Annotated in this window: 22 protein-coding genes and 1 tRNA gene; 8 read left to right on the top strand and 15 right to left on the bottom strand. The window is 71.6% G+C overall.

Annotated elements, in window-relative coordinates; all coding sequences use genetic code 11:
• Positions 1-57 precede the first annotated feature (57 nt).
• Positions 58-834: an SDR family NAD(P)-dependent oxidoreductase gene (locus tag IEJ02_RS13690; protein WP_191065116.1), complete on the bottom strand. Its 777-nt coding sequence runs from the start codon at positions 832-834 to the stop codon at positions 58-60.
• Positions 831-2,270 carry an enolase C-terminal domain-like protein gene (locus IEJ02_RS13695; protein WP_191065117.1) on the bottom strand — a complete coding sequence of 480 codons (1,440 nt, stop codon included), beginning with the start codon at positions 2,268-2,270 and terminating at the stop codon, positions 831-833. Before IEJ02_RS13695 ends, IEJ02_RS13690 begins: the two co-directional genes overlap by 4 nt.
• A gap of 218 nt (positions 2,271-2,488) precedes the next feature.
• Between IEJ02_RS13695 and IEJ02_RS13700 the strand changes: the two genes are divergently transcribed.
• Positions 2,489-3,658, top strand: a complete 1,170-nt coding sequence (locus tag IEJ02_RS13700) for a PAC2 family protein (protein WP_191065118.1) — start codon at positions 2,489-2,491, stop codon at positions 3,656-3,658.
• A 174-nt stretch (positions 3,659-3,832) separates the two neighbouring features.
• Here IEJ02_RS13700 and mshC read toward each other — a convergent pair whose 3' ends face one another.
• The 4 genes from mshC to IEJ02_RS13720 form a co-directional block, all read right to left on the bottom strand.
• Positions 3,833-5,062, bottom strand: a complete 1,230-nt coding sequence (mshC, locus tag IEJ02_RS13705; protein ID WP_191065119.1) for a cysteine--1-D-myo-inosityl 2-amino-2-deoxy-alpha-D-glucopyranoside ligase — start codon at positions 5,060-5,062, stop codon at positions 3,833-3,835.
• 218 nt (positions 5,063-5,280) lie between these two features.
• Positions 5,281-6,213, bottom strand: coding sequence for an SCO1664 family protein (locus tag IEJ02_RS13710; protein WP_191065120.1), 933 nt, complete (start codon positions 6,211-6,213; stop codon positions 5,281-5,283).
• On the bottom strand, positions 6,177-6,767 hold the full coding sequence (locus tag IEJ02_RS13715; protein WP_137977274.1) for a DUF3090 domain-containing protein: 591 nt from the start codon (positions 6,765-6,767) through the stop codon (positions 6,177-6,179). The genes IEJ02_RS13710 and IEJ02_RS13715 overlap by 37 nt, the downstream gene beginning before the upstream one ends.
• A 123-nt stretch (positions 6,768-6,890) precedes the next feature.
• Positions 6,891-7,586, bottom strand: a complete 696-nt coding sequence (locus IEJ02_RS13720; protein WP_191065121.1) for a histidine phosphatase family protein — start codon at positions 7,584-7,586, stop codon at positions 6,891-6,893.
• Between the two features lie 99 nt (positions 7,587-7,685).
• On the opposite strand from IEJ02_RS13720, the gene corA reads away from it, so the two are divergent.
• The gene (corA, locus tag IEJ02_RS13725; RefSeq protein WP_191065122.1) at positions 7,686-8,678 is read left to right on the top strand and encodes a magnesium/cobalt transporter CorA; all 993 of its coding nucleotides are present in this window, start codon (positions 7,686-7,688) and stop codon (positions 8,676-8,678) included.
• Positions 8,679-8,741: 63 nt separating this feature from the next.
• On the opposite strand, the gene IEJ02_RS13730 is transcribed toward corA, so the two are convergent.
• Together IEJ02_RS13730 and IEJ02_RS13735 are read right to left on the bottom strand one after the other, a co-directional pair.
• Positions 8,742-9,548, bottom strand: a complete 807-nt coding sequence (locus IEJ02_RS13730; protein WP_191065123.1) for a ferritin-like domain-containing protein — start codon at positions 9,546-9,548, stop codon at positions 8,742-8,744.
• 239 nt (positions 9,549-9,787) lie between these two features.
• A complete protein-coding gene (locus IEJ02_RS13735) occupies positions 9,788-10,837 on the bottom strand; it encodes an LLM class F420-dependent oxidoreductase (protein WP_191065124.1) in 1,050 nt (349 codons plus the stop codon).
• A 127-nt stretch (positions 10,838-10,964) separates the two neighbouring features.
• Between IEJ02_RS13735 and IEJ02_RS13740 the strand changes: the two genes are divergently transcribed.
• Together IEJ02_RS13740 and IEJ02_RS13745 are read left to right on the top strand one after the other, a co-directional pair.
• Complete coding sequence (locus IEJ02_RS13740) at positions 10,965-11,945, top strand: aldo/keto reductase (protein ID WP_191065125.1); 981 nt, start codon at positions 10,965-10,967, stop codon at positions 11,943-11,945.
• Complete coding sequence (locus IEJ02_RS13745; RefSeq protein WP_191065126.1) at positions 11,942-14,554, top strand: helix-hairpin-helix domain-containing protein; 2,613 nt, start codon at positions 11,942-11,944, stop codon at positions 14,552-14,554. Before IEJ02_RS13740 ends, IEJ02_RS13745 begins: the two co-directional genes overlap by 4 nt.
• Before the next feature lie 339 nt (positions 14,555-14,893).
• Here the strand turns inward: IEJ02_RS13745 and IEJ02_RS13750 are convergent, their stop codons facing one another.
• Positions 14,894-15,586, bottom strand: coding sequence for a hypothetical protein (locus tag IEJ02_RS13750; RefSeq protein WP_191065127.1), 693 nt, complete (start codon positions 15,584-15,586; stop codon positions 14,894-14,896).
• A gap of 47 nt (positions 15,587-15,633) precedes the next feature.
• On the opposite strand from IEJ02_RS13750, the gene IEJ02_RS13755 reads away from it, so the two are divergent.
• Complete coding sequence (locus tag IEJ02_RS13755) at positions 15,634-15,822, top strand: DUF5703 family protein (protein WP_014059547.1); 189 nt, start codon at positions 15,634-15,636, stop codon at positions 15,820-15,822.
• 180 nt (positions 15,823-16,002) lie between these two features.
• Here the strand turns inward: IEJ02_RS13755 and IEJ02_RS48485 are convergent, their stop codons facing one another.
• Positions 16,003-16,902, bottom strand: coding sequence for a chaplin (locus tag IEJ02_RS48485; RefSeq protein WP_223863776.1), 900 nt, complete (start codon positions 16,900-16,902; stop codon positions 16,003-16,005).
• Between the two features lie 365 nt (positions 16,903-17,267).
• Positions 17,268-18,605, bottom strand: coding sequence for a M20/M25/M40 family metallo-hydrolase (locus IEJ02_RS13765; RefSeq protein WP_191065128.1), 1,338 nt, complete (start codon positions 18,603-18,605; stop codon positions 17,268-17,270).
• A 243-nt stretch (positions 18,606-18,848) separates the two neighbouring features.
• Between IEJ02_RS13765 and IEJ02_RS13770 the strand changes: the two genes are divergently transcribed.
• Positions 18,849-18,933 (top strand) — tRNA-Leu (locus IEJ02_RS13770).
• A gap of 80 nt (positions 18,934-19,013) precedes the next feature.
• Here the strand turns inward: IEJ02_RS13770 and IEJ02_RS13775 are convergent.
• From IEJ02_RS13775 to IEJ02_RS13790, 4 genes are all read right to left on the bottom strand, one after another.
• The gene (locus IEJ02_RS13775; RefSeq protein ID WP_191065129.1) at positions 19,014-19,652 is read right to left on the bottom strand and encodes an ATP-binding cassette domain-containing protein; all 639 of its coding nucleotides are present in this window, start codon (positions 19,650-19,652) and stop codon (positions 19,014-19,016) included.
• 71 nt (positions 19,653-19,723) lie between these two features.
• Entirely contained in the window at positions 19,724-21,829 is a 2,106-nt protein-coding gene (locus IEJ02_RS13780) for a bacteriocin-associated integral membrane family protein (RefSeq protein WP_191065130.1), read from the bottom strand.
• A gap of 157 nt (positions 21,830-21,986) precedes the next feature.
• A complete protein-coding gene (locus IEJ02_RS50375; RefSeq protein ID WP_191065131.1) occupies positions 21,987-22,274 on the bottom strand; it encodes a lactococcin 972 family bacteriocin in 288 nt (95 codons plus the stop codon).
• A gap of 92 nt (positions 22,275-22,366) precedes the next feature.
• Complete coding sequence (locus tag IEJ02_RS13790; RefSeq protein ID WP_191065132.1) at positions 22,367-23,362, bottom strand: AraC-like ligand-binding domain-containing protein; 996 nt, start codon at positions 23,360-23,362, stop codon at positions 22,367-22,369.
• Positions 23,363-23,534: 172 nt separating this feature from the next.
• On the opposite strand from IEJ02_RS13790, the gene IEJ02_RS13795 reads away from it, so the two are divergent.
• Together IEJ02_RS13795 and kdpF are read left to right on the top strand one after the other, a co-directional pair.
• Entirely contained in the window at positions 23,535-23,744 is a 210-nt protein-coding gene (locus IEJ02_RS13795) for a hypothetical protein (protein WP_191065268.1), read from the top strand.
• Positions 23,741-23,830, top strand: coding sequence for a K(+)-transporting ATPase subunit F (gene kdpF / locus IEJ02_RS13800; protein WP_010351568.1), 90 nt, complete (start codon positions 23,741-23,743; stop codon positions 23,828-23,830). The genes IEJ02_RS13795 and kdpF overlap by 4 nt, the downstream gene beginning before the upstream one ends.
• Positions 23,831-23,834: the final 4 nt, after the last annotated feature.

Raw genomic sequence — 23,834 nt, forward strand, 5'->3', positions numbered from 1 at the left:
GTGCCGGCCTCGGGCGGAGGCGATTGTGCGGTTGTCTCAAGCGATCGGGCGGTGGTCTCAGGAGGAGGCGGGGCGCAGCCGCAGCCCCTGCATCCCTCCGTCGACGGCCAGCGCGGTGCCGGTGACGGCCGCGGCGGCGGGGCTGGCGAGGTACGCGACGGCGGCGGCCACCTCGTCGGCGGAGACCAGCCGTCCGGTGGGCTGCCGGGCCTCCAGGGCGGCGCGCTCGGCCGCCGGGTCGGGGGCCTGGTCGAGCAGCCGGCCGACCCACGGGGTGTCCACGGTGCCGGGGTTGACGCAGTTGACGCGCACCCCTTCGCGGATGTGGTCCGCCGCCATGGCGAGGGTCAGCGACAGCACCGCGCCCTTGCTGGCGCTGTAGGCGGCGCGCTGCGGCAGCCCGGCGGTGGCGGCGATCGAGCAGGTGTGGGTGATGGACACGGCGCCGGGCCGGTCGGCCGCGGCGGCGCGCAGGTGGGGCAGCGCGGCCCGCGCGGTGCGGACCAGGCCCAGCACATTGATGTCCAGCACCCGGTGCCACTCCTCGTCGGAGTTGTCCTCGACGCTGCCGATCGCGCCGATGCCCGCGTTGCCGACGACGGTGTGCAGGGCGCCGAACTCGGCCACGGCCGCGTCCACCGCGGTCCTGACCCCCTCGGCGGAGGTGACATCGGCCTTGAGCGGCAGCGTGCCGTCCGGGGCGCCCGACGGATCGCGGTCGAGCACGGCGACCCGCGCGCCCCGGTCGCGCAGCGTGGCGGCGATGGCGGCGCCGATGCCGGAGGCGCCGCCGGTGACGAGCGCGGCCAGCCCTTCGAAGTCACCGGTGGTCACTGGTGGTCCTCCTGAGCGTGTGCGGGTGCGGACGGTGCGGGTGCGGACGGTGCCGCTGTGGGCTGAGCCGATACCGGCCGGGCGAGGCGGGCCTGCCATTCGGGCCCGTCCGGATAGCGATAGGCGGCGATCGACTCGGGGTACATACGGGCGGAGAAGCCCGGCGCGGTCGGTGCCCGGTAGCGGCCCGACTCGATGACTACGGGATCGGCGAAGTGCTCGTGGAGGTGGTCGACATACTCGATGACCCGGTCCTCCCAGCTGCCCGAGACGGCCACGAAGTCGAACATGGCCAGGTGCTGGACGAGTTCGCACAGCCCGACGCCGCCCGCGTGCGGGCACACCGGAAGGCCGTACTTGGCGGCGAGCAGCAGGATCGTGAGGTTCTCGTTGACCCCGGCGACCCGTGCCGCGTCGATCTGGACGAAGTCCACCGCCTCGGCCTGGAGCAGCTGCTTGAAGACCACGCGGTTGGCGACGTGCTCGCCGGTGGCGACCTTGACCGGCTGTCCGGCGCGGATGGCGGCGTGGGCGAGGACGTCGTCCGGGCTGGTGGGCTCCTCGATCCAGTGCGGGTCGTACGGCGCCAGGGCGCTCATCCAGCGCACCGCCTCCGCGACGTCCCAGCGCTGGTTGGCGTCCACGGCGATGCGCACGTCCGGGCCGACGGCCTCGCGGGCGAGCCGCATCCGTCTGAGGTCCTCGTCCAGATCGGACCCGACCTTGAGCTTGATCTGGCCGAAGCCGTCGGCGACGGCCTCCTGCGCCAGCTTGATCATTTTCTCGTCGGAGTAGCCGAGCCAGCCGGGCGAGGTGGTGTAGGCGGGGTAGCCCCGCTCGCGCAGCCGCGCGGCGCGCTCGGCGCGGCCGGGCTCGGCGGCGCGCAGGATGGCGAGCGCCTCCTGTGGGGTGAGCGCGTCGCTGAGGTAGCGGAAGTCGACCAGCTCGACCAGCTCCTCGGGCGACATCTCGGCGAGGAACTGCCACAGGGGCTTTCCGGCCTGCCGGGCGGCGAGGTCCCAGGCGGCGTTGACCACCGCGCCCGCGGCCATGTGCATGACGCCCTTCTCGGGGCCGAGCCAGCGCAGCTGCGAGTCATGGGTCAGCTCGCGGTGCAGGGCGGCGAGCTCGGCGGCGGTCAGGGGCGCGGGGCGGCCCACCACATGGGGGCGCAGGGAGCGGATGGCGGCCGCGGTGACATCGTTGCCGCGGCCGATCGTGAAGACGAAGCCGTGGCCCTCGGAGGCCGCCCCCTCCTCTCCGGCGTCCGTGCGCAGCACGACGTAGGCGGCGGAGTAGTCGGGGTCCGGGTTCATGGCGTCCGAGCCGTCGAGCTGCTCCGAGGTGGGAAACCGGATGTCATGGACCTCGAGCTCGGTGACGGATGGACGCTGACTCAATGGGGGCTCCCTGAAACGATGCGCGAGAGAGAACATCGGACCTTTCGCGGTGATCCGATGTATAGCGCTGCCCTAAGGGTTTCGTCCAGAGGTGCGTCCGAACTTTCGAGAGACAGATCGGATGAATCTCCTAGTGCTCCTGGACAGGGGCTGCGGCCGGAGCCCCGGAAAGCCGTAGGCTTGGGTGGCACGCAATGGGAAACTGCAGCTGGAGGCGGCACCATCCGTCCGCCCCGGTCGGAAGGAGGCGCTGGGTGATCGAGCTTGAGGGGGTTCCCGAGCTGATCGACCCGGTCATGATCTGTGCCTTCGAGGGCTGGAACGACGCCGGAGACGCCGCCTCGACCGCGGTCGGGCACCTGGACCGGGAGTGGAAGGGCGAGGTCTTCGCCTCGCTCGACGCGGAGGACTACTACGACTTCCAGGTGAACCGGCCCACCGTGGCCCTGGAGGGCGGGGTGCGCAAGATCACTTGGCCGACGACCCGGCTCTCGGTGGTCCGGGCGGACACCGGGGAGAAGTCCCGGGACCTGGTGCTGGTGCGCGGTATCGAGCCGAGCATGCGCTGGCGGTCGTTCTGCAACGAGATCCTCGGTTACGCCCATGAGTTGGGCGTGGAGATGGTCGTCATCCTCGGCGCGCTGCTCGGCGACACCCCGCACACCCGGCCGGTGCCGGTCAGCGGGGTCACCTCCGACCCGGACCTGGCCCGCAGCCTCGATCTGGAGGAGACCCGCTACGAGGGCCCGACCGGGATCGTCGGGGTCCTCCAGGAGGCGTGCACCCACGCCGGCGTCCCGGCGGTGAGCCTGTGGGCGGCCGTGCCGCACTACGTCTCCCAGCCGCCGAACCCGAAGGCCACCCTGGCGCTGCTGAACCGCCTCGAGGACCTCATCGCGGTGCGCATCCCGCTCGGCGAGCTGACCGAGGACTCGCGGGCCTGGCAGCTGGGCGTGGACCAGCTGGCCGCCGAGGACAGCGAGGTCGCCGAGTACGTCCAGTCGCTGGAGGAGGCGCGGGACACCGCCGAGCTGCCCGAGGCGTCGGGTGAGGCCATCGCCCGCGAGTTCGAGCGCTATCTGCGGCGGCGCGACGGCCAGCCCGGCCCCGGCGGCCACGCGACCGAGAGCGGCGGTCTGGAGGGCGGCACGGGAGGCCCGGGCGCCCCCTATCTGCGCGACCCGTCCACCGGCCACGGGCGGCCGCGCAAGCCGTCCCCCAAGGACGAGGTGGCCAAGGACGACGCCGAGGACACCGGCGGCGACGGGGACGACGCCAAGGAATCGGACGAGGCCGGGCCCGCGGACGAGGTCAAGGACGCCGACAGCGCGAGGGAGGCGGACGACGCCAAGGAGGCGGACGACGGCCAGGGCGCCGAGGACCGGGATGGCGACGGGGACGAGGGGCCCGGCTCCGGCCGGTAACCACGACCGCCGCACACGGCGCACGACGTCTCATCACGGACGGCCACACCACGCACGCCGCGCACACCGCATACGCCGCGCATGCCGCGTACGAGACGGCGAGAAGCCCGCCCCGGGAGGACCCCGGCGCGGGCTCATGCGTTCACCGTCGCGGCACGGCGCCCCGACGCCGCGTCAAAGGGCCACGCCCAGCAGCGCGTCCACGGCGCGCGAGACCAGTCCGGGCGCCCCCTCGTCCGTACCGCCGGTGGCCGACTGCGCGGCGGCCCAGCGGTCGACGGCGGCCAGGGCGGCCGGGGAGTCCAGGTCGTCCGCGAGCGCCCCGCGAATCTCCTCCACCAGCGCGTCCGCCGAGGGCCCGTCGGGCCGCGAGACGGCGGCACGCCAGCGGCCGAGGCGCTCCTCGGCCTCCCGCAGCAGCCCGTCCGTCCACTCCCAGTCCGAGCGGTAGTGGTGGGCCAGCAGCGCGAGCCGTATGGCCGCCGGGTCCACGCCGTCGCGGCGCAGCGCCGAGACGAAGACCAGGTTCCCCTTGGACTTGGACATCTTCTCGCCGTCCAGGGCCACCATCCCGGCGTGCACATACGTCTTGGCGAACGGCCGCTCACCGGTGAGGACCTGGGCGTGCGAGGCGCCCATCTCATGGTGCGGGAAGGCGAGGTCGGACCCGCCGCCCTGCACGTCGAAGCCCATGCCGAGGTGGTCCAGGGCGATGGCCACGCATTCGATGTGCCAGCCGGGGCGGCCGCGCCCGAGCGACCCGCCGTCCCAACTCGGCTCGCCGTCACGGGCGGCCATCCACAGCATCGGGTCGAGGGGGTTCTTCTTGCCCGGGCGCTCCGGGTCGCCGCCGCGCTCGGCGGACAGCAGCCGCATGGCCTCGGCGTCGAGCCGGCTGACCGAGCCGAAGGAGGGGTCGGACTCCACGGAGAAGTAGATGTCGCCTTCGAGTTCATAGGCGGCGCCCAGGTCGCGCAGCCGCTCCACGAGCGGCACGATCCCCGGTATCGCCTCGACGGCGCCGATGTAGTGCTGCGGGGGCAGCATCCGCAGGGCCGTCATGTCCTCGCGGAAGAGGGCGGTCTCGCGCTCGGCGAGGGCCGTCCAGTCGTCGCCGTTCTCCTGCGCCCGCTCCAGCAGGGGATCGTCGACATCGGTGACGTTCTGGACGTAGTGCACCTGGCGCTTGGTGTCGAGCCATACGCGCTGAACGAGGTCGAACGCGTTGTAGGTCGCCGCATGACCCATGTGGGTCGCGTCGTACGGGGTGATCCCGCAGACGTAGATGCGCGCGACGGGACCGGGGGTCAGGGTGATCCGTCCCCCGGTCGCGGTGTCGTGAATGCTCAGGTCGCGGCCACTGCCGGGCAGGGCGGGAACCTCAGAAGCGGGCCAGGCATACATGCAATGAGCGTAACCGGATGCAGCGTCCGTATACGAACCGGACCAGTGGTGTTGGCCGGAAGGGCGGTCTTGCGCGGACGCCCGCGAGCTGCTTGGGCCGCCCGAACCGCACTCCGGGGGCTCCGGGCGGGGCGCGGCGGGCCCCGCCCGGCCCCGGATCGGACGGCCGTAAGGGCCCGGTGCGGGCCGCCCCGCCCGACCGGAGCGGGCCGGTCCGCTCAGACCGGCGGCCAGGGGATGGCGGGCCACTGGCCGCTGGGCTCGGGGTGCCTCCCGGTCCGCAACAGCGCGGCGACACGGGCCCGCAGGGCCTCGATCTCGGCCCCGGTGATCAGCTCCGCCAGCCGGGCGCTCAGCGGGCCGCCGTCGGCCAGCCGGCCCGCCAGCCCGCGCAGCACCTCCAGCACATCCTCCGGCAGCGGCTCCCCGGCCCAGCCCCACAGCAGGGTGCGCAGCTTGTCGTCGGCGTTGAAGGTCACGCCGTGATCAATCGCATAGAGCCGGCCACCGGCGGCGGGCAGCAGATGGCCGCCCTTGCGGTCGCCGTTGTTGATCACCGCGTCGAGGACGGCCAGCCTGCGCAGCCGTACGTCGTCGGCGTGGACCAGCAGCGCCGTACGGCCCTCACCGACCTCGGCGTAGCCCACCGCCTTCCAGCCGGGGCCCGGTTCATCGCCCTCGACGAGCGCCAGCAGCTCCGCTCCCCCGGTCTCCTCCGAGCCGTCGCCGTCCGGCCCGCCGTCGGCCCCGTCCGGACCGCCGGTGGCCGTCTCGACCTCTACCCAGAGCTGGCACATCCCCTGCCCGTACGGCCCGTCGCGCAGCACCGTGGGCGGCACCAGACCCCAGCCGGTGGCCTCGGAGATCTCGTACGCCGCGACCTCGCGCTGGGCGAGCGTGCCGTCCGGGAAGTCCCACAGCGGCCGCTCCCCGGCCACCGGCTTGTAGACGCAAGGGGCGCTGTGGCCCTCGTACTCGACCGTGCAGTACAGCACCGCGTTGGACGCCTCCCGGACCCGGCCGCGCACCGTCAGCTCACCGTGAGCCAGCAACTCGACCGGGGGCAAGAGGCGCGAAGCCTCCGCCCCGGGTGGTGGTGGGAGACGGGCGGGCGTCAGGCTCCGCGGCGGTATCCGTTCTGGCGCGGACATACGTGTCCCTCCGGGTCGAGCGGCAGACTGCACAGCGGGCAGGGCGGCCGGCCGGCGTTGACGACCTCCAGGGCGCGCTTGGCGAACGCGCGCGCCTGCGTCCCGGTGAGCCGCACCCGCAACATGGGCGGGCCGTTCACATCGTCCTGGAGCAGCCGCTCCTCGGCCTCGGCCAGGTCCTCCTCGGACTCGGCCTCCAGCTCGACCAGCGCCTGCGCCTCGACGATCATCCGCTGCTCCTCGCCGTCCCAGGCGAGTGCCATGGTGCCGACCCGGAACTCCTCCTCCACGGGGACTTCCAGCGGTCCGGTGTCGCTGAGTTCGGCCGGTGCGACGGCGGGGACCGGGGCGTTTCCGCCGGTGCGCCGCACCACCTCGTCCAGCAGCTCGTCTATCCGCTCGGCCAACGCGGCGACCTGCGTCTTCTCCAACGCGACACTGGTGGTCCGGCCACCGGCGGACGCTTGCAGGAAAAAGGTACGGCGACCAGGCAGCCCGACCGTACCGGCGACGAAACGGTCCGGCGGGTCATAGAGGAACACCTGACGGGACAACGTCCTGCTCCATTTGATTCGACTGCTCGGCTGACTGACTGCTGACCGCTGGGTGTCACGACCGCCCGGTCACGGCTGTCACGGCGCCCTCGCACCGCGGCACCACCCTACTGCGCACGGCGATCACGGTGCTCCCGCGTCGCCGCCCACCGCCGCGTCCCCGCCACGGTTGCCCGTGTTCTCCTCGCGCGGCACCAGACCGGCGAAGTCCCCGGTGTCCCCGAGCCGGACGAGGAAGGGCCGGGTCGGGGTGTAGCGGATCGCGGTGACCGAGCAGGGCTCGACCGAGATCCGCTGGAACAGATCGAGATGGAGTCCGAGGGCGTCCGCGACCAGCGCCTTGATGATGTCCCCGTGGGAGCACATCAGATAGACCGCGTCGGCGCCGTGCTCCCGCTCGATCCGGGTGTTCCAGTCGCGCACCGCCTCGACCGCGCGCGCGTGCATGGCGCGCATGGACTCGCCACCGGGGAAGGCGGCCGCGGACGGATGCTGCTGGACGATGTTCATCAATGGTTCATCGGCGAGCTCGGCCAGCTTCCGGCCGGACCAGTCGCCGTAGTGGCACTCCCCGATCCGGTCGTCGGGGTGCAGCGGCAGTTCGGGGCGGGCGGCGAGCAGCGGGGCCAGCGTCTCCCGGCAGCGCTGCAGGGGGCTGGTGACGGCGGCGGCGAGCGGCAGTCCGGCCAGCCTGCCGGGCAGCGCCGCGGCCTGGGCCGTACCGCGCTCGTCGAGCGCGACACCGGGTGTCCAGCCCGCGAGGACGCCCGCGGTATTGGCGGTGGACCGGCCGTGCCGTACGAGGATCAGCATGGGCATGGCTGCCACCCTACGACCCCTCCGGCGCCGCTCAGCTCCGGATGCGCACCGATCCCGCGCCAGGGTGCCCCTGTGCCGATCGCCGTCTCGCGAGGCACAATGCGCAGCGTGATCGTGGATTGTGCCATCTACCGGGACGGGGCCCGCACCGAGGGACCCGCCGACTTCTCCGACGCCCTGGACGAGGCGCGCGCGAGTGGGGACGCCTTCTTGTGGATCGGGCTGCACGAGCCGACCGAGAAGGAGTTCGAGCTGGTCACCAGCGAGTTCGGACTGCATCCGCTGGCCGTCGAGGACGCCCTGTGCGCCCACCAGAGGCCGAAGCTGGAGGTCTATGACGATTCGCTGTTCCTGGTGCTCAAGCCGGTGCAGTACGACGACAAGGCCGGGAACGTCACCGCGGGTGAGCTGATGGTCTTCGTCGGTGACTCCTTCGTGGTGACCGTGAGGCACGGCCAGGCCAATCCGCTCGGCTCGGTGCGCGACCGGCTGGAGAAGATGCCCGAGGTGCTCCAGCACGGCCCTACGGCGGTGATGTACGCGGTATCCGACGCGGTCGTGGACCACTACCTGGACGTGGCCGACGCTCTGCACGGGGACCTGGAGGAGCTGGAGACGGAGGTCTTCGCCCCGAACGCGGGCTCCGGGCAGAACACCGCCGGGCGGATCTACGCCTTCAAGCGCGAGGTGATGGAATTCCGCCGCTCGGCCGGGCCGTTGGCGGAGCCGATGGAGCGGCTCACCGGCGCCGGGGTGCCGTTCGTACACGAGGGCTCCCGGCCGTTCTTCCGCGATGTCAGCGACCATCTGACCCGGGTGAACGAGCACGTGGAGGGGCTGGACCGGCTGCTGTCGGACATCCTGTCCGCCCATCTCGCGCAGATGGGCGTGCGGCAGAACGACGACATGCGGAAGATCTCGGCGTGGGCGGCCATGGCCGCGGTCCCGACGATGATCGCCGGGATCTACGGCATGAACTTCACCCACATGCCGGAGCTGAAGCAGCCCTGGGGTTACCCGGGGGTGGTCGTGCTCATGGCCGGTGTGATCGCGGTGCTGTACCGCTGGTTCAAGCGGCGTGGGTGGCTCTGAGGTCTTCGGGCGGGGGCCGGTGTGGGGCCTTCGGGCGGGGGCCGGTGCGGCGAGGCCGGCCGGTCAGACGAACTCGGGCGCCTCGGGCGCGCCGGAAGCCGTCTTCGCGGGTCCGCCCAGCGCGTTCCGCCGCTCGGGCATCCGCAGTGCCACCATGCGCCGCCAGCCGCCCAGCCGCTCGTACCCGTACAGGGCGTGGATCCCGGCCGCGAGCAGCGCGGACTTCGGCTTGGGCCAGTCGAGAAGGCGTCCCATGTGGGCCATCACGGCCAGGCTGACGTCCCGGTAGACCTCCATCTCGACGAGCGCGCTCTCCCGCAGGGTCCGCTGGATGGTCCGGCCGTATCCGTCGGCGGCCAGGCGCAGCAGCTCCTCGTGGCAGTAGGCCAGGTGGTTGTCCTCGTCGTCGGCGATCATGCGCACCGCGCGGCCGAGGTCGGGGTGGTCGCCGAAGTACCTGCGCAACATCGTCATCTGGGCGGAGGCGCGCTGTTCGGTGACCCGGCTGTGGGCGAGGTAGATCACGATGTCGTGCTCGGTGAGCGGCTCGTCGCGGCGCAGCTTGTCATGGGCGAGGCCGATGCCGCGCGCCTCCAGGAGCATCGTGTAGTCGGTCTCGCGCGGCACCTCCATGGGCTCCAGGCCGCGCCTGCGGAGCAGGGCGTTGAAGATCCGGCCGTGTTTGTCCTCGTCGGCGCCATGGCGGGCGATCTTGGACGCGAGGTCGCGGCGGCTCTCGGGCACGAGGGCGGCGATCCGGCCGTTCTCCCAGCCTCCCTGGGCCTCCCCGCTGGCCGCGACGGAGCAGAAGAGCCGGAACGACTCGTCGTTGTCGAGGATCTCCTGGAACACGCTTTTCGCCGAGAGCATCGCCGCCACCTCCGTGCGCTGGTCCTGCGCCGCCGCGCAGAAAAAGTCAACGGCCCGGTGGGGACGGCGGCAACAGCTGGGGCATCCGGCTCGGCCGAACGGGGGACCCCTCCGTACGCCGCGTCCGCGTAACCCCTGGGCGGCGGAGGCGTTGTGCTGGATGACGGCCGTGGCGGGGAAGACCCCCGAGCCCCCACCACGGCCGCGGAACGTTCCCGGCGCCGCGCTTGGCTCGGCGCTTACGCGAGCCCGGCCCGCTCCAGTGCCTCGACGCCCGCCCGCAGCCCGGCGAGCCGCTCCTCGAGCGTGAAGCCCGCGGGCGTGAGCGACAGGGTGGTGACCCCGGCCCCCGCGTACGCCTGCATGCGGTCGGCGATGCGCTCGACGGGGCCGAGCAGCGCGGTGGAGTCGATCAGCTCGTGGGGGACGGCCGCGGCGGCGCCCTCCTTGTCCCCGGAGAGGTACTTCTCCTGGATCTCGGCGGCCTCCTTCTCGTACCCCATGCGCTGCGCCAGCTTGTTGTAGAAGTTCTGCTTGGCGCTGCCCATACCGCCCACGTAGAGCGCGGTGTACGGGCGGAACTGGTCGGCGAGGGCGCGGACGTCGTCGCCGAGGGCCATGGGGACGGTGGGCACCACGTCGAAGCCCTCGAGGTCCTTGCCCGCCTTCTCGCGGCCCGCGCGCAGGGAGCTGAGGGTGGTCTCCTCGGCGTGCTCGGGGTCGTAGAACAGGACCAGGGCGCCGTCGGCGATCTCGCCGGTCTGCTCGAGGTTCTTCGGGCCGATGGCCGCGATGTACAGCGGGATGTACTCCCGCACCGGGTGCACGGTGAGCTTGAGGGGCTTGCCGGGGCCGTCGGGCAGCGGCAGGGTCCAGTTCCGGCCCTCGTGGGTCAGCCGCTCGCGCGACATCGCCTTGCGGATGATCTCCACGTACTCGCGGGTGCGGGCGAGCGGCTTGTCGAACCGCACCCCGTACCAGCCCTCGGACACCTGGGGCCCCGAGACGCCGAGCCCGAGGCGGAAGCGGCCGCCGGAGAGGGTGTCCAGGGTGGCGGCGGTCATCGCCGTCATGGCGGGGGTACGGGCCGGGATCTGGAAGATGGCGGAGCCGACGTCGATGCGCTCGGTCCGCGCGGCGACCCACGCGAGCACGGTGGCGGCGTCCGAACCGTAGGCTTCGGCGGCCCAGCAGACGGAATACCCTAGCCGATCGGCCTCACGGGCGACCGCGAGGTTGTCCGCGTCCATTCCGGCGCCCCAGTAGCCGAGGTTGATGCCGAGCCTCATACCGCACCTCTTACTGATCAGTAACGTCGCTGTTCCGGGGACTCTAGCGCGCATGGCCCGGATACGTCAGGGGTGGGTTATCCACAGGCTGCCACGGGCCGCTTTCCGGCCAGTAATCTCGACGTTCATGGAGCTAAGGCACCTCGGCAGCACGGGCCTGCGCGTCTCCCGGCTCGGGCTCGGCACGCTCACTTGGGGGCGGGACACTGACGAACACGACGCCGCGGATCAGCTCAAGGCGTTCTGGGAGGCGGGCGGGACACTCGTCGACACCGCGGATGTGTACGCGGACGGCGGCGCCGAATACCTCCTGGGGCAGCTGCTGGAGGGGCTGCTGCCCCGGCGCGATCTCCAGATCGCGACCAAGGCGGGCAGCGTGCCCGACCCCGACCGCCGCTTCGACGCCTCGCGCGGCCATCTGCTGGCCGCGCTGGACGCCTCCCTGGAGCGGCTGGGCACGGACTATGTCGACCTGTGGCAGGTGCACGCCTTCGACCCGTTCACCCCGCTCGAGGAGACGCTGCAGGCGCTCGACATCGCGGTGAGCAGCGGGCGGGCCCGCTATGTGGGGGTGTCCAACTTCAGCGGCTGGCAGCTCGCGAAGGCCGCCACCTGGCAGCTGGCCTCCTCGGGCGCGCACACCCGGCTGGCCAGCACGCAGATGGAGTATTCGCTGCTCCAGCGCGGTGTGGAGCGCGAGGTGCTGCCCGCCGCGCTCGACCTGGGCGTCGGGCTGCTGCCGTCCTCGCCGCTCGGCCGCGGTGTGCTCACCGGCAAGTACCGCCATGCGACGCCCGCCGACTCGCGCGGCGCCTCCGAGCTCGCGGCGTTCGTCGAGCCGTATCTGGACGAGGAGGCGAGCCGGATCGTCGAGGCGGTCGCCATAGCCGCCGACGGCCTGGCGACCACCGCGCTCAACGTGGCCCTGGCCTGGGTCCGCGACCGCCCGGGCGTCACCGCCCCGATCGTCGGCGCGCGCAACGCCCAGCAGCTGAGGGCGGCGTTGTCGGCGGAGGCCCTTAGTCTTCCGGACGAGATCTGCCAGGCGCTCGACGATGTGTCGGCGCCCGTGCACCGCTATCCCGATCAGGACTGGAGCACGCTGTGAGTACCGACCGCCTCGCCGGCGACGCCACACCCGCGCCCGAGGAGGCCGACGCGGACGGAACCGACGCGGAGGCGACCGCGGCCGCCGGACCCGCCGGACAGGGCGGGGCCGACGAGGCAGGGGCCCCTGGCGCAGGAGCGAGCTCGCGCAGCGCCCAAGGCACCGGAGGCGAACAGCCCCCGGCAGGCGAGGCCGATGGGCCCGCGACGGGTGAGCAGGGCTCGTCCCCTGGACAGGGCACACCCGGCCCAGGAGCGGGCCGGGGCTCCGGGGACGCGGAATCGCCGGGGCCGGACGAGGCGGGCGATGGCGCGGGAGCAGGTGCTCCCACCCCCGCCGGACAGGACGAGCCCGGCGACGCCGGGGCGAGCCCCCACACCGAGGGCGGCACCCCAGAACGGGCCCCGGCCGGGCACGGCGCGTCCGGCCCAGCGGCGAGCCAGGGCGACGCCGGGGCGAGCCGCGACGCGGGGGCGGGGGATGGTGCTTCCCCCACCGCCGGACAGGACGCATCCGGCGGTGGGGGCAAGGGGCGGCGGTCGGCGGCGGCTGAGGCGCTGGCTGCCGCTGTGCGGGCCGTGGAGAGCGGTGAGCGGTCGGCGGCGTCGTTCTTCAACGACGCCCCGGCAGCGCGTCCGGCGGCCCAAGCCACCCCCGCTGCCCCCGCCGCTTCCGCCGCTCCCCGGGAGCGGGCCCGTGCGGCGGCGCCCGGCTCCGCGCACACCTCCGCGCCCGCTCCCGTACGTCCGCCGTCGGCCCGTCCGGCGCGTGGGCCGGGGGGCGAGGTCCCCGGCAGTGGCGACGTCCGGGAGGTGCTCGCGGCGGGCGGGGCCCCCGAGGCCCTGGCCGGGAAGGTCGCCGAAACGCTCGGGGAGCACGCCGCCGAGATGCTGCGCGAGGACCCCTGGCAGCTGCTGGCCGTGCCCGGCGTACGCCCCGACCAGGCGGACGGCTTCGCCCGCTCCCTCCTGGGCCCGGCCTGCGAGCCCGGCGACGAGCGCCGTGCGCTGGCGCTCACCGGCTGGCTGCTGGAGCGCGCCGCCCTCGAGGGGCACACCGCGCTGGAGTCGTCCGCGCTGCGCGAGGCGCTCGCCAAGGCGTCCGTGCCGGACCCGGACGAGGCGCTGCGCACCGCGATCGCGGAGGGCGCGGTGCTGGTCTTCCAGGACGCGCTCGACGCCCCGGCGGGGGCCCGTCCCCGGGCGGCCGAGGACGAGGACGCCGAGCAGCCGGTGCGGGTGCTGCTGGGGCTGGACCGCTATGCCCTGGCGGAGGAGAGCCTGGCCGACGGTCTCGCCCGGCTGGCGAGCACCTTCGCCCCCGCACAGGACGGCGAGGCGCCGGCGGGCGGTGCCGAGTGGGAGGGCGCGGCTGCCGCCGCGCCGTCCGCCTCCGCCGCGGAGCTCATCCGTACCGTCGCGGCCCACGGCCTGGTCGCCCACAGCGGTGGCGAGGCGGCGCGCGCCGAACCGGCGGCGCTGGTCGCCGCCGCCCGCGCGATGGGCCTGCGGGCCTACGCGGCCGCGCACACCGAGGACGGCAGGCGGCGGCTGGGAGCGGCACTGAGCGAGGCACCGGGCACCGGCCCGGAGGCAGGCCCGGCGGCAGATCCGGACGCGGCACCGGACGCGGCACCGGAGGCCGCCTCGGCGGCCGTCACGGTCGCCGGGCTGCTGGCCGACGCCGAGGGCCCCGGACGCGATGAGGAGGGCGCGCTGGCGCTCGATCTGCTCGCCGTGCTGGACGCCCCGCAGCTCGATGTGGAAACGGCCGCGATGCTGGTCGAGTCGCTGCCGGACGGCGCCCGTCTGGTGCTCAGCGGGGATCCCGGGGTGCTGTGGTCGGCCGGTCCCGGCCGGGTCTTCGCGGACCTGGTGGCGGCCCGCCGCTGCCCGCAGGTCGTCTCCCGCACCCCCGACCCCGGCCCCATCGGCGAGCTGGTCTCCGGCATCGGGATCGGCGAGCTCAGCCAGGTGGAGGCGCCCGGCAAGGAGGTCGTGATCGTGCCCGTGCGGGACGCGGGCGAGGCGGTGCACCGCACCGTGCAGCTCGTCGCCGACTCGGTGCCCCGTGCGATCGGCGTCCCGCCGGAGCAGACCCAGGTGATCACCCCGGGCCACGGCGGCGCGGCCGGCACCCGCGCGCTCAACGCGGCCCTGAAGAACCGCCTCAACCCCGGCCCCGGCCGGTTCGGCGGCTTCGACCCGGGCGACCGCGTGGCGTACACCCCGGCCCCGGGCCGTACGGTGCCGGGCACCGTGGTCTCGGCGGACGCCGAGGGGCTGCGTCTGGACTGCGCGGGCACGCCGGTCGTGGTGGCGCGCGAGCAGGTCGGCGAGCTGGTGCGGCACGGCTGGGCCCTCACCGCCCACCAGGCGGCGGGAGCGCGCTGGCCCGCGGCCGTGGTGGTGCTGCCGGGCGACGCCACGGCGGGGCTGACCCGCGCCTGGGTCTACACGGCCTTCGGCCGCGGTGAGCGCCACCTCTCGGTGGTGCACGGCGCGGAGGCGGCGCTGCCGCGAGCGGTGGCGGAAACCCCGTTCAAGGACCGCACCACCCGCCTGCGCGCCCTCCTCCAGGCCCAGGTCCCACCCGCGCCTACTGGCTGACCAACGGTCCGCGGCAGGCCCCGGATCAGCCGACCTCGCGGTCAGGCGATCCGGGGCCGGGACGTCCGAAGCCGGATGCCCGGAGCCACGCACCCCGGTTCCGAGCGACCCAAAACCGAGGAGCCCAAAGCGGAACGGTCCCGGACCAGAGATCCGGGACCGGCTGGTCCGGGGCCGAGCGATCCCGAACCGGTGTCCGAAGCCAGGCGATCCGGAGTCGAGCGGTCGGGCCGGGCCGAAGCGGAGCGCCCGGGCCCGGGTGCTCCGGCCCCGGGCACTCCGGGGCCGAGCGATCCGAAACCAAGCGGCCCAGGGCCAAGCGGCCCCGAGCCCCGGACCTCAGCTGCCCGGCTCCAGGACCTCCAGGTCGTCCTCGTCCTCCTCCTCGAGCTCTTCGTCGTCCTCGAGCTCCTCGTCGAAGACCGAACTCATGTCGAAGCGGCACACGACCATATGCGGATCCGCCTGGTCGAAGGGGGCGGAGAGCCACTCCCCCGGCTCCGGGGGCTCCTCGGCCGCCACCACCCAGAGCGTGGAATCGCCCTCCTCCAGGCCGAACTCCTTGTGCCGAGAGGCGATCTCGTCCGGCTCGAACTCGCCGAAGACCACCCCCAGGGCGGTGTGCACGCTCTCCCCGGCGGCCGCCCCGCCGCCCTGCTTGTCGTTCCCCGTGTCGATGTCCGGATCCAGGTCGGCGATCCGCTGCGCCTGCGAGAGCAGTCGCTGCGGTTCGGCGACGACGTAGTCCCTGCGGATCAGCACGCTCAGCGCGCTCGGCTCCTCCGGCCCGGCGTAGGCGGGGAGGCGGTCGTCACCAGGGATCTCGAAGGGCGTCACCTCGTCGTAGGCGTCATAGAGCAGCTCGTCGTAGACCTCGGCTGCCGCGGCCAGTTCGTTGAACGCGGCGTAGACGGCCGGATCGCCTTCCCCCGACCGGCGTTCGACAGCGTCGAGGTGACGATCCAGTGCGGCTTTCACCGCTTCAGCGGCGGCACGTACCTCGGCAGCGGATGGCTGCGCAGCATCAGACATAGTGCAGACGCTATCCGTAGCAGGGCAGTTCCCGCACAATAGATGCGATGCCGGAATACGAATTCTGTGATGTGTATGTGCCGCGCGGCGTTTCCCGCAAGGCCACAACCCGCCTGCTCACCGACCATGCCGAGTACGGACACTGGGAGTTGGATCGCTTGAGACTCAACCCCGACGGCAGCCGCAGAGTGCGGTTGCGGCGCCGGATCATCCGCCAGCTTCGGGCGACCTGGTAGCGGGCCGGGACATGGCCGGGCGGGCCCCGCCGACCGCGGGGCCCGCCCGGAGTGACGCCACGGTCACCCGGAGTGTGAGATCCGGTGTGTGATGCGCGGCGTGTGAGGTGCGGTGCACGGTGTGTGGTGCGGTGGTGTCACCGCCCGGCGCCTGTCAGCGCCCCTCGGCGCGGGGTGTGATCAGCGCTGTGCGGCGCGGGCCCGGCGGTAGAGCACCGTGCCCGCCAGCAGCATGCCCGCGGCGGCCGGAATGGCCAGCTCGACGGAGCCCGCGCCGGTGTGGGCCAGCTGCTCCTTGCCGCCGAGGTTCGCGGACGGGTCGAGGCCGTGGGCTCCCGTGTGCCCGGCCTGGTGGCCGTGCGAGGAGTGTCCGGGCTGCTCCGAGCCACCACCGGGGTTCGAGCCCCCCGGGTTGCTCGGGTTGCCGGGGTTGCCGGGATTCCCCGGGTTCCCAGGCTGACCCGGGTTGCCGGGGTTGCCAGGGTTACCGGGGTTGCCAGGCTGGCCCGGGTTCCCCGGGTTCCCCGGGTTCCCCGGGTTCCCCGGGTTCCCCGGGTTACCGGGGTTGCCGGGATTCCCCGGGTTGCCAGGCTCACCCGGCTCCCCCGGGTTCTCCGGCACCGCCGGCACCGTCTCCCCGCAGCCGCCGCCGTCACTGCTGTTCCCGTACCCGACCGCGCTGATGTTGTTCCCGCACACATTGACCGGAACGCCGATCGGGGCCTGGATGTTGTTGCCGGAACCGATCCCCGACGAATCGCCGCTGCTGCCCTGCGCCTGCGAGCCGCCGGACTGGGCGCCGCCACCGCCGGACGAGCCGCCCGAGCCGCCGCCGGACCGGTCTCCGCACTCGCCCCCGCCCGCGCCGTTGAGGACGCCGACGACGCTCACCGTGTTCCCGCACAGGTTCACCGGCACATGCACCGGGGCCTGGATGTTGTTGCCCGAGACGACGCCCGGCGAATACGCGGCGCCACCGTCGGCGCCCGAACCCGCCGCGTGGGCATAGCCGCCGGTCACGGCGAGAACGCCGCTGGCCGCGGCTACGGTGATCAGGCCCTTTTTCGCAACCTGTCGCATAACTTTCTGCTCCCCTAGCCTTCCGTCCCGGCCGGAGCGCGCGCGGGCGGTCTCGCCCGCACCCCCATCCCCGAGCGGCCCCGGAGCGCGCACACTCCGAAACCGCCCGGGATCACACCCCGGTGGACCGTGACCCATGTCACGTGATCGTTGCGGTAGTTGCCGAAGGCGGGGCACAGCACCCACCCCCTTGTCGGCATCGCGACCCGGTTACGAGCCGCGCACACCATGTAACGAGGAGGGAGCAATCAAGCTATCAAGCTACGACACCATTCACCCTTTTTGGTCCCTTCGGTATGTGTGATCGATTAGGCCGATCGGGTCAGTCCTCAGCGGGCCCAGCAGCCCACTTCAGCAGGCTCGGCTCAGCAGGCGTCCAGGAACCGGTCCAGCACCCGCACACCGAACTTCAGCCCGTCCACCGGCACCCGCTCGTCGACCCCGTGGAACATCCCGGCGAAGTCCAGCTCCGGGGGCAGCCGCAGCGGCGCGAAGCCGAAGCAGCGGATGCCGAGGTCGTCGAAGGACTTCGCGTCCGTACCACCCGAGAGGCAGTACGGCACGGCGCGGGCGATCGGGTCCTCGGCCTTCAGCGCCGACTGCATGGCCTCCACCAGCGCCCCGTCGAAGGTGGTCTCCAGCGCCTTGTCCGCGTGCACGTCCTCCCGCTGGACCCGCGGGCCGAGGATGCGGTCGAGGTCGGCCAGGAACTCCTCCTCGAACCCCGGCAGGAAGCGCCCGTCCACATGCGCCGTGGCCTGCCCCGGGATGACGTTGACCTTGTAGCCGGCGCTGAGCATGGTCGGGGCGGCGGTGTTCTGGAGCGTGGCCCCGATGATCTTCGCGATGCCGCCCAGCTTGGCGAGCGTCTCGTCCATGTTCTCCGGGTCGAGCGGGGTGCCGAGGGCGTCGGACAGCTCGTCCAGGAAGGACCGTACGGTCTTGGTGACCCGCACCGGGAACTTGTGCCGCCCGAGCCGCCCGACCGCCTCGGTCAGCTCGGTGATGGCGTTGTCGTTGTTGGTCATCGAGCCGTGCCCCGCGGTGCCGTCCACCGTGAGCCGCATCCAGTGCATGCCCTTCTGGGCGGTCTCGATCAGATAGAGCCGCAGCTGCTCGTTGACGGTGAAGGAGAAGCCGCCGACCTCGCCGATCGCCTCCGTCACGCCCTCGAAGAGCTCGGGGTGGTTGTTGACCAGGTGCTTGGCCCCGTAGACCCCGCCCGCCTCCTCATCGGCGAGGAAGGCCAGCACGATGTCGCGCGGGGGCTTGCGGCCGCTGCGCAGCCGCTCCCGGATGACCGCGAGCGTCATCGCGTCCATGTCCTTCATGTCCACCGCGCCCCGGCCCCAGACGCAGTCGTCCACGATCTCGCCGGAGAAGGGGTGGTGGGTCCAGTCCTCGGCATTGGCCGGTACGACGTCGGTGTGGCCGTGGATGAGCAGCGCGGGACGGGACGGATCCTCTCCCTCGATCCGTGCCACGGTCGACGCCCTGCCCTTGTGCGACTCGAAGATCTTGGGCTCGAGTCCCACCTCGGCCAGCTTCTCGGCGACGTACTCGGCGGCCGCGCGCTCACCGGGGCCGGAGTGGTCGCCATAGTTACTGGTGTCGATCCGGATCAGGTCACGGCAGAGGTCGACCACCTCGTCCTCACCCTTGACCGTCCCGGTCGTCGTCGCGCCCGAAAGCGACTCACTCACGATGCCTCCTCGTCGTTGCGCTGCCGCGGAACGCCCTGCCACGGACCCCGCGGCAGGGGTCACCCGCCCATCCTCCTCCGCTCGCCCGCCCAGCCCAAGGCGGCAATACCGCCGTCATGCCCCCGTCACACAGCCCGCCCACCCGGGCACCCCGGGGGCACGACCGGCCGTGATCGACCACGTCCCGATGTTTGCTATGGTTTTCCCTGTCGGAACGGCCACGGGCCGACCGACAGACACCTGGTCCGGGTGGCGGAATGGCAGACGCGCTAGCTTGAGGTGCTAGTGCCCTTTATCGGGCGTGGGGGTTCAAGTCCCCCCTCGGACACAGACCGCATCCCCAACTTGTGCGGGTCGAGCGTCGCCTCGGCCCGCTCGAGTCGTTTTTCCCGTGAAGGGTGGGCTCTCTCATCGAGAGCCCACCTGAAACTCGGTATCGCATTGATCACGCACATAGTCGTCGTGGGTGGCGATGACGACCGCGCAACCCGAGTCACTCAGCTCGCGGAGGATCTTCACGACCATCGCGGTGTTGTCGTGGTCCAGAGCTCCCGTCGGTTCGTCGGCGAGTACCAGAGACGGCTGTTTGACCATGAGCCGGGCGAGCGCCACACGCTGCTGTTCGCCACCGCTGAGGCGGGAGACTTTTTCCCTCGCGCGTCCCGCGAGGCCCACACGTTCCAGCGCCTCGGGAATGGCGGTCTTCGTCCTCCGGCGCGATCCGTGCCGCGGCTTCGCGACGACTTCCAGGTTGGCGGCGACAGTGGCGTTGTCGATCAAGGCGTAGTTCTGGAAGAGGTATCCGAGGACATCCCGGCGGAAGAGCCGGGCCTGCCGCGGTCGCAACCGGGTGACTTCCCTGTCCTGGTGGCGAATGACCCCGGATGTGGGGGCGTCCAGCAGCCCGAGGCAGTTGAGCAGCGTCGACTTGCCCGAGCCGCTGGGGCCGGTCAGGGCGAGCAGTTGCCCGCCGTGAACGGTGAGGTTGACATCCGACCACAGGGTGTGGGGCCCGAAGCACTTGGCCAAATTCTCAATGTCGATCACTGTGGGGCTCCTGATACCTGCGGTGAAGGTGACGAGACGGGCGATGCGGGCTCGGCGTGTGGGCCAGAGGCTCAGGCTTCACTGCTGCCCGCCGTGACGATGCCGCGGTGGATGAGGACGAGTACCAGGAGGACGGTGCCGAATGTGACGGCGGCGAGGCCGCCCGCGGCCGCCACGTCCAGCCGCGTGATCTCCGCGGGAGGCCGGGGGTCGGGGATACATCGTGCCGAGCACCGAGCGAGGTCCTGGTTCTTCCACCAGGTCCGCGCCGGGAGCCAGACGAGGATGAGGACGGCGACGACCGCCTCCGCCGCCAAGAGGACCCGATGGGTGGCCGCGAACGACCAGCCGCTGAGGTGCCGGACGAAGATGGTCTGCGCGTTCTTGCGGGCGTGGACGATACACACGCCGATGGCGGTGATGAGCAGCACGGCCAATCCCGCGACGAGTTCCAGGACCCGGAGCCGGAACGCGTATGTGACGTCGCGCATGGCGACCGCCGCCTTCTGCTTCGCCGGAAGGAGCGCGGCGATATACGTCCGCATCCTCTCGTCCTTCCGCAGGATGTCGTGGACATCCCTCGGGTCGGGGAACAGCACCTGGTTGCGCGTCGCGAAGGCGTAGTAGTTGATCTCGGTCAGGTAGTCGGACCCGTTGGGGACGACGAGGAGGACCGGGTCACGCACGAAAGAACGGTCCACATCGGTGCCATCGCGGTTGGTCTCCTCCCCGGGCGTATACGCGAAGATCCGCTGGCTGTTTTTCATAAGGCGGGTTTCGATCTCGCTCTGCGTGATGCGTCCGGGATCCTCCGGACGCAGGATTCCGGGCACCCCTTGCCGGAAGAGCGGCAGGTGAGCTGCGAGGCGCTCGGGAACGAGGAGGCGTACCGGGTCGTCGCGGACGGCTTTCCCCTGCCGGTCCCCGGGCAGGTAACGCTGCCCGTCCGCGCCGAGGACGGGCTGCCGAGCCAGGAAGCTCTCGTTCACGACGAGCAACTCTCCCCGAAGCCCCTTGCCGAAGAGCTCACTCAGCCAGAGCCGCCCCGCCATGATGATCTTTCCGTCCTTGTCCGCCTGATGCAGCCGGTGCCCCACCGTCCGTTCCATCTTCGGGATCTCGTCGATTCCCACGCTTCCGTTGATCCGGATCCCGGTCGCGTCTCCCACCCGGGCGTAGGTCTCCCAAGCTTGCCGCCGTTCCAGAAGGTCCTGGCCCGCCGCGACGACCGTGGCGATGAGGACGACGGTGAACAGGAGTGCCGGGATCCGCACCGCATAGGCGGTCAGGGAGGCGGCTCGTGCGGGAACCTCCCCCTTGAGGGCCGCCGGCAGCGCGGTCCGGAAGGTCAGCCCGAGCACGGTGGCGTGCGCCGCGATGACGATCAGCTCCAGTACCACGGCCAAAGCGGCGGCGACGGCCGTGTACAGCCCCAGGCGCGCCCACCCGTTGAAACCGCGGAGCGCCAGCAGTACCACTGCCGCGAGTACGCCCGCGGCAATCAGCCAGAATCGGCACAGTTTTCGCAGGTCCCGCAGCAACGCCTCGGTGAAGGACACGCCCTGGAGCCTGAGTATCCCGTAGGCCTTCGCGCTCAGGAGCACACTCGCGCCGGTGAGCGTGACCAAGGCCAGGGCCGTGATCAGGAAGGCCTCGGACAGGGAGCTGCCCGCGTAGCTGGTCCGCAGCTCGGAGAAGGACAGGGGGTGGCTGATGGTGGCCTTGAGGCCCAGGGAGGCGAACTCCGCGATGACGTCCTGGTCCGCCGGCCGACGGCCGAAGAGGTAGTAGATGCCCCGCGGGTCGCGGTTGCCGAGCTCAGCCATCGGGTGGACCTCGGTGACGACCCGTCGGCCGAAGTTCGGGTAACCGTCCTTCAGCCAGGAAGCCGCGGCGGATCGTGGTTCGCCCACCGCGAGGTACAGATGGCGGCGTCCCTCGGAGTTCTCCAGATCGGGCAGCTCACGCCCGATCACGGCCCCTCGTGCGGCCGCGAACTCCGTGAGCGCTCGCGCCACCTCTCCACCGCTCGTGGACCCGTCTGACGCGTCAACGAACAGCACTGCCCGGTTGCCCAGGACCATCTTCTCGTCGAGGTCCGAGACGACGAGGAACGCCAGCAGCGCCGCGAAAGCCAGGGCCGCGGCATGGACGAACGTGATACCTCTGTGCAACATCGCCTGCCTGTTCCCTATGCGGAGCGCTTGGCGTACGGCAGATCGGGGTGGCGCTGCTGATGAGGAGTCTCCTGCGCCTGTGAGAACACGGCTGCTCAGGCCGCCCCCACAGGCGCATGAGCTTCAGCGAGTTCGTCGCTCGGCCACCGGCGGAGGATCAGCAGATGCGGTAGTACGCCTTGTTGCCGCTGACCTTCGCGTTGGCGCTGGTGTACGACACCTGGCCGGCCGGCGTGTTGGGGCTGCGGTCGGTGTACGCGCCCACCGAGGTCGAGCCGTGGCACTTGCTGTCGTGTTGGTAGTTCGACCACACGATGCCGGGGCTGATCCCGTGGTCCCACGTTCCACCCTCGGGCGGATAGGTGATGGTGGCGAGAGCAGGGGTGGCGGTGACCAGGATGAGGCCGCCGACGGCGACCCCGAATTTCGCGATCGTTTTTCTCACTGTTGTGCCCCTCCCTACGCTCAGATCCCTTCTGAGCGCCTTCACTCTTCCGAGAGGCTCGCGGCGTGTGGATAGCACTCCGCGCCAACCGCTTAGCGCTGGATGCCAGGATGCGCGCGCAGGGATGCATGGCGGTAGTCGGTGGGGGTGGTCCCGTACGTGGTGCGGAAGGCGCGGGTGAAGTCGGCGGGCCGGACAAAGCCCCAACGGGCCGCTATCGCGTGGACAGGTCGTGTGACCAGGCTTGGGTCGGCGAGATCGCGTCGGGCGCGAGTCAGGCGCTGGCGGCGGATGTAGGAGGCCACGGTGGCACCGTGAGCGTGATGGTGGAAGAGACGGTGCAGGCTGCGCAGCGAGATGTGGTGAGCGGCGGCGATAGTGGCAGGAGAGAGTTCGACGTCGCCCAGATGCCGATGGATGAAGTCCTGGATCTCCAGGAATTGCATGTGCTGGCGGGTTTCGGTGGGTGTCTGGTCCGTGGCATCAGCGTGATGGGCCAGCCATGCGGTGATCAGGTCGACAAGTACATTGCCCAGCCTTTGACCGTCGGCGGGCCCGCAGGGGCTGGGGTCGGTGGCCAGGTGAGTGAGAAAGCCGGCGAGCAGGCCTCCCACACCCTCGCGTCCCGACAACCGGGCGGCCATCACCCGGTCCACGTGGTGCGACGACAGCGGCACCATCGCTCGAGGAATCTGCACCACTACCGACGCTGCTGTGCCTTGCCTGGCATCCACCACCGCCGCGTAGGGGTGGGAGGTGGAATACACCACGAGATCGCCTGCCCCGAGTGACGCTTCGCACCGCTCCTGGTGGATAACTTGATGACCGCGGTGGATGAGTCCCACGGCATACATTTCGGGGTCGGACTGGCGGATCAGCCGAGGTGTCCGTCGTGATTCCATGGACGCGTAGGTCAAGGCGGTCACCTGCGCCCCGCCCAAGTCCGCGGCTTCCAGCGAAGCCCGGAATTCAACCGCACGGTCGATGATGAACTCATTGGGTATCAGCGCGCTTGCCGTGATGTCACGCCACGCCTCCACACGGTCCGCCACTGGCAGGTCCTGACAATCGAACACCCTCTCCAGCATTGAACCCGGTCCCCCTCTTTACCTGGTTTGTACCGTCGCTATCACGTTCCCTGCCGCGGACCTGCCGGAAAAGGGCGCCGTCGGACAACTGGTGGAGGCGGACGCCGGAGCGCAGGGCGCGACGCGCCATGATCGAGATGGCGGACGGGTCCGTAAGAGTCGCGTCAAAGGCGTGCTGATCGCCGTATGGGACCCGTCAACGACGGTCGGATCCGGCCATGGGCCGGGGTTTCCTTCTTGCGTTGACCGTTCGATCCGCTGTTCGCGGATCTCCCCCGACCTCTTTCAGGAGCTCGCGATGGCCGATGTGGCCTTCGTCGTCACCACGATCGCGGTGTTCGCGCTGGTGGCCTTTGTCGCCAAAGGGGTGACGAAGCTGTGACCGTCGAAAACGTCGTCGGCCTGATCGTGGCCGTCGCCCTGCTGGGCTATCTCGTCCTCGCCCTGATCTTCCCGGAGAGGTTCTGAGAAC

It is taken from the genome of Streptomyces sp. 5-10 (assembly GCF_014712245.1).
Taxonomy (GTDB): Bacteria; Actinomycetota; Actinomycetes; order Streptomycetales; family Streptomycetaceae; genus Streptomyces; species Streptomyces violaceusniger.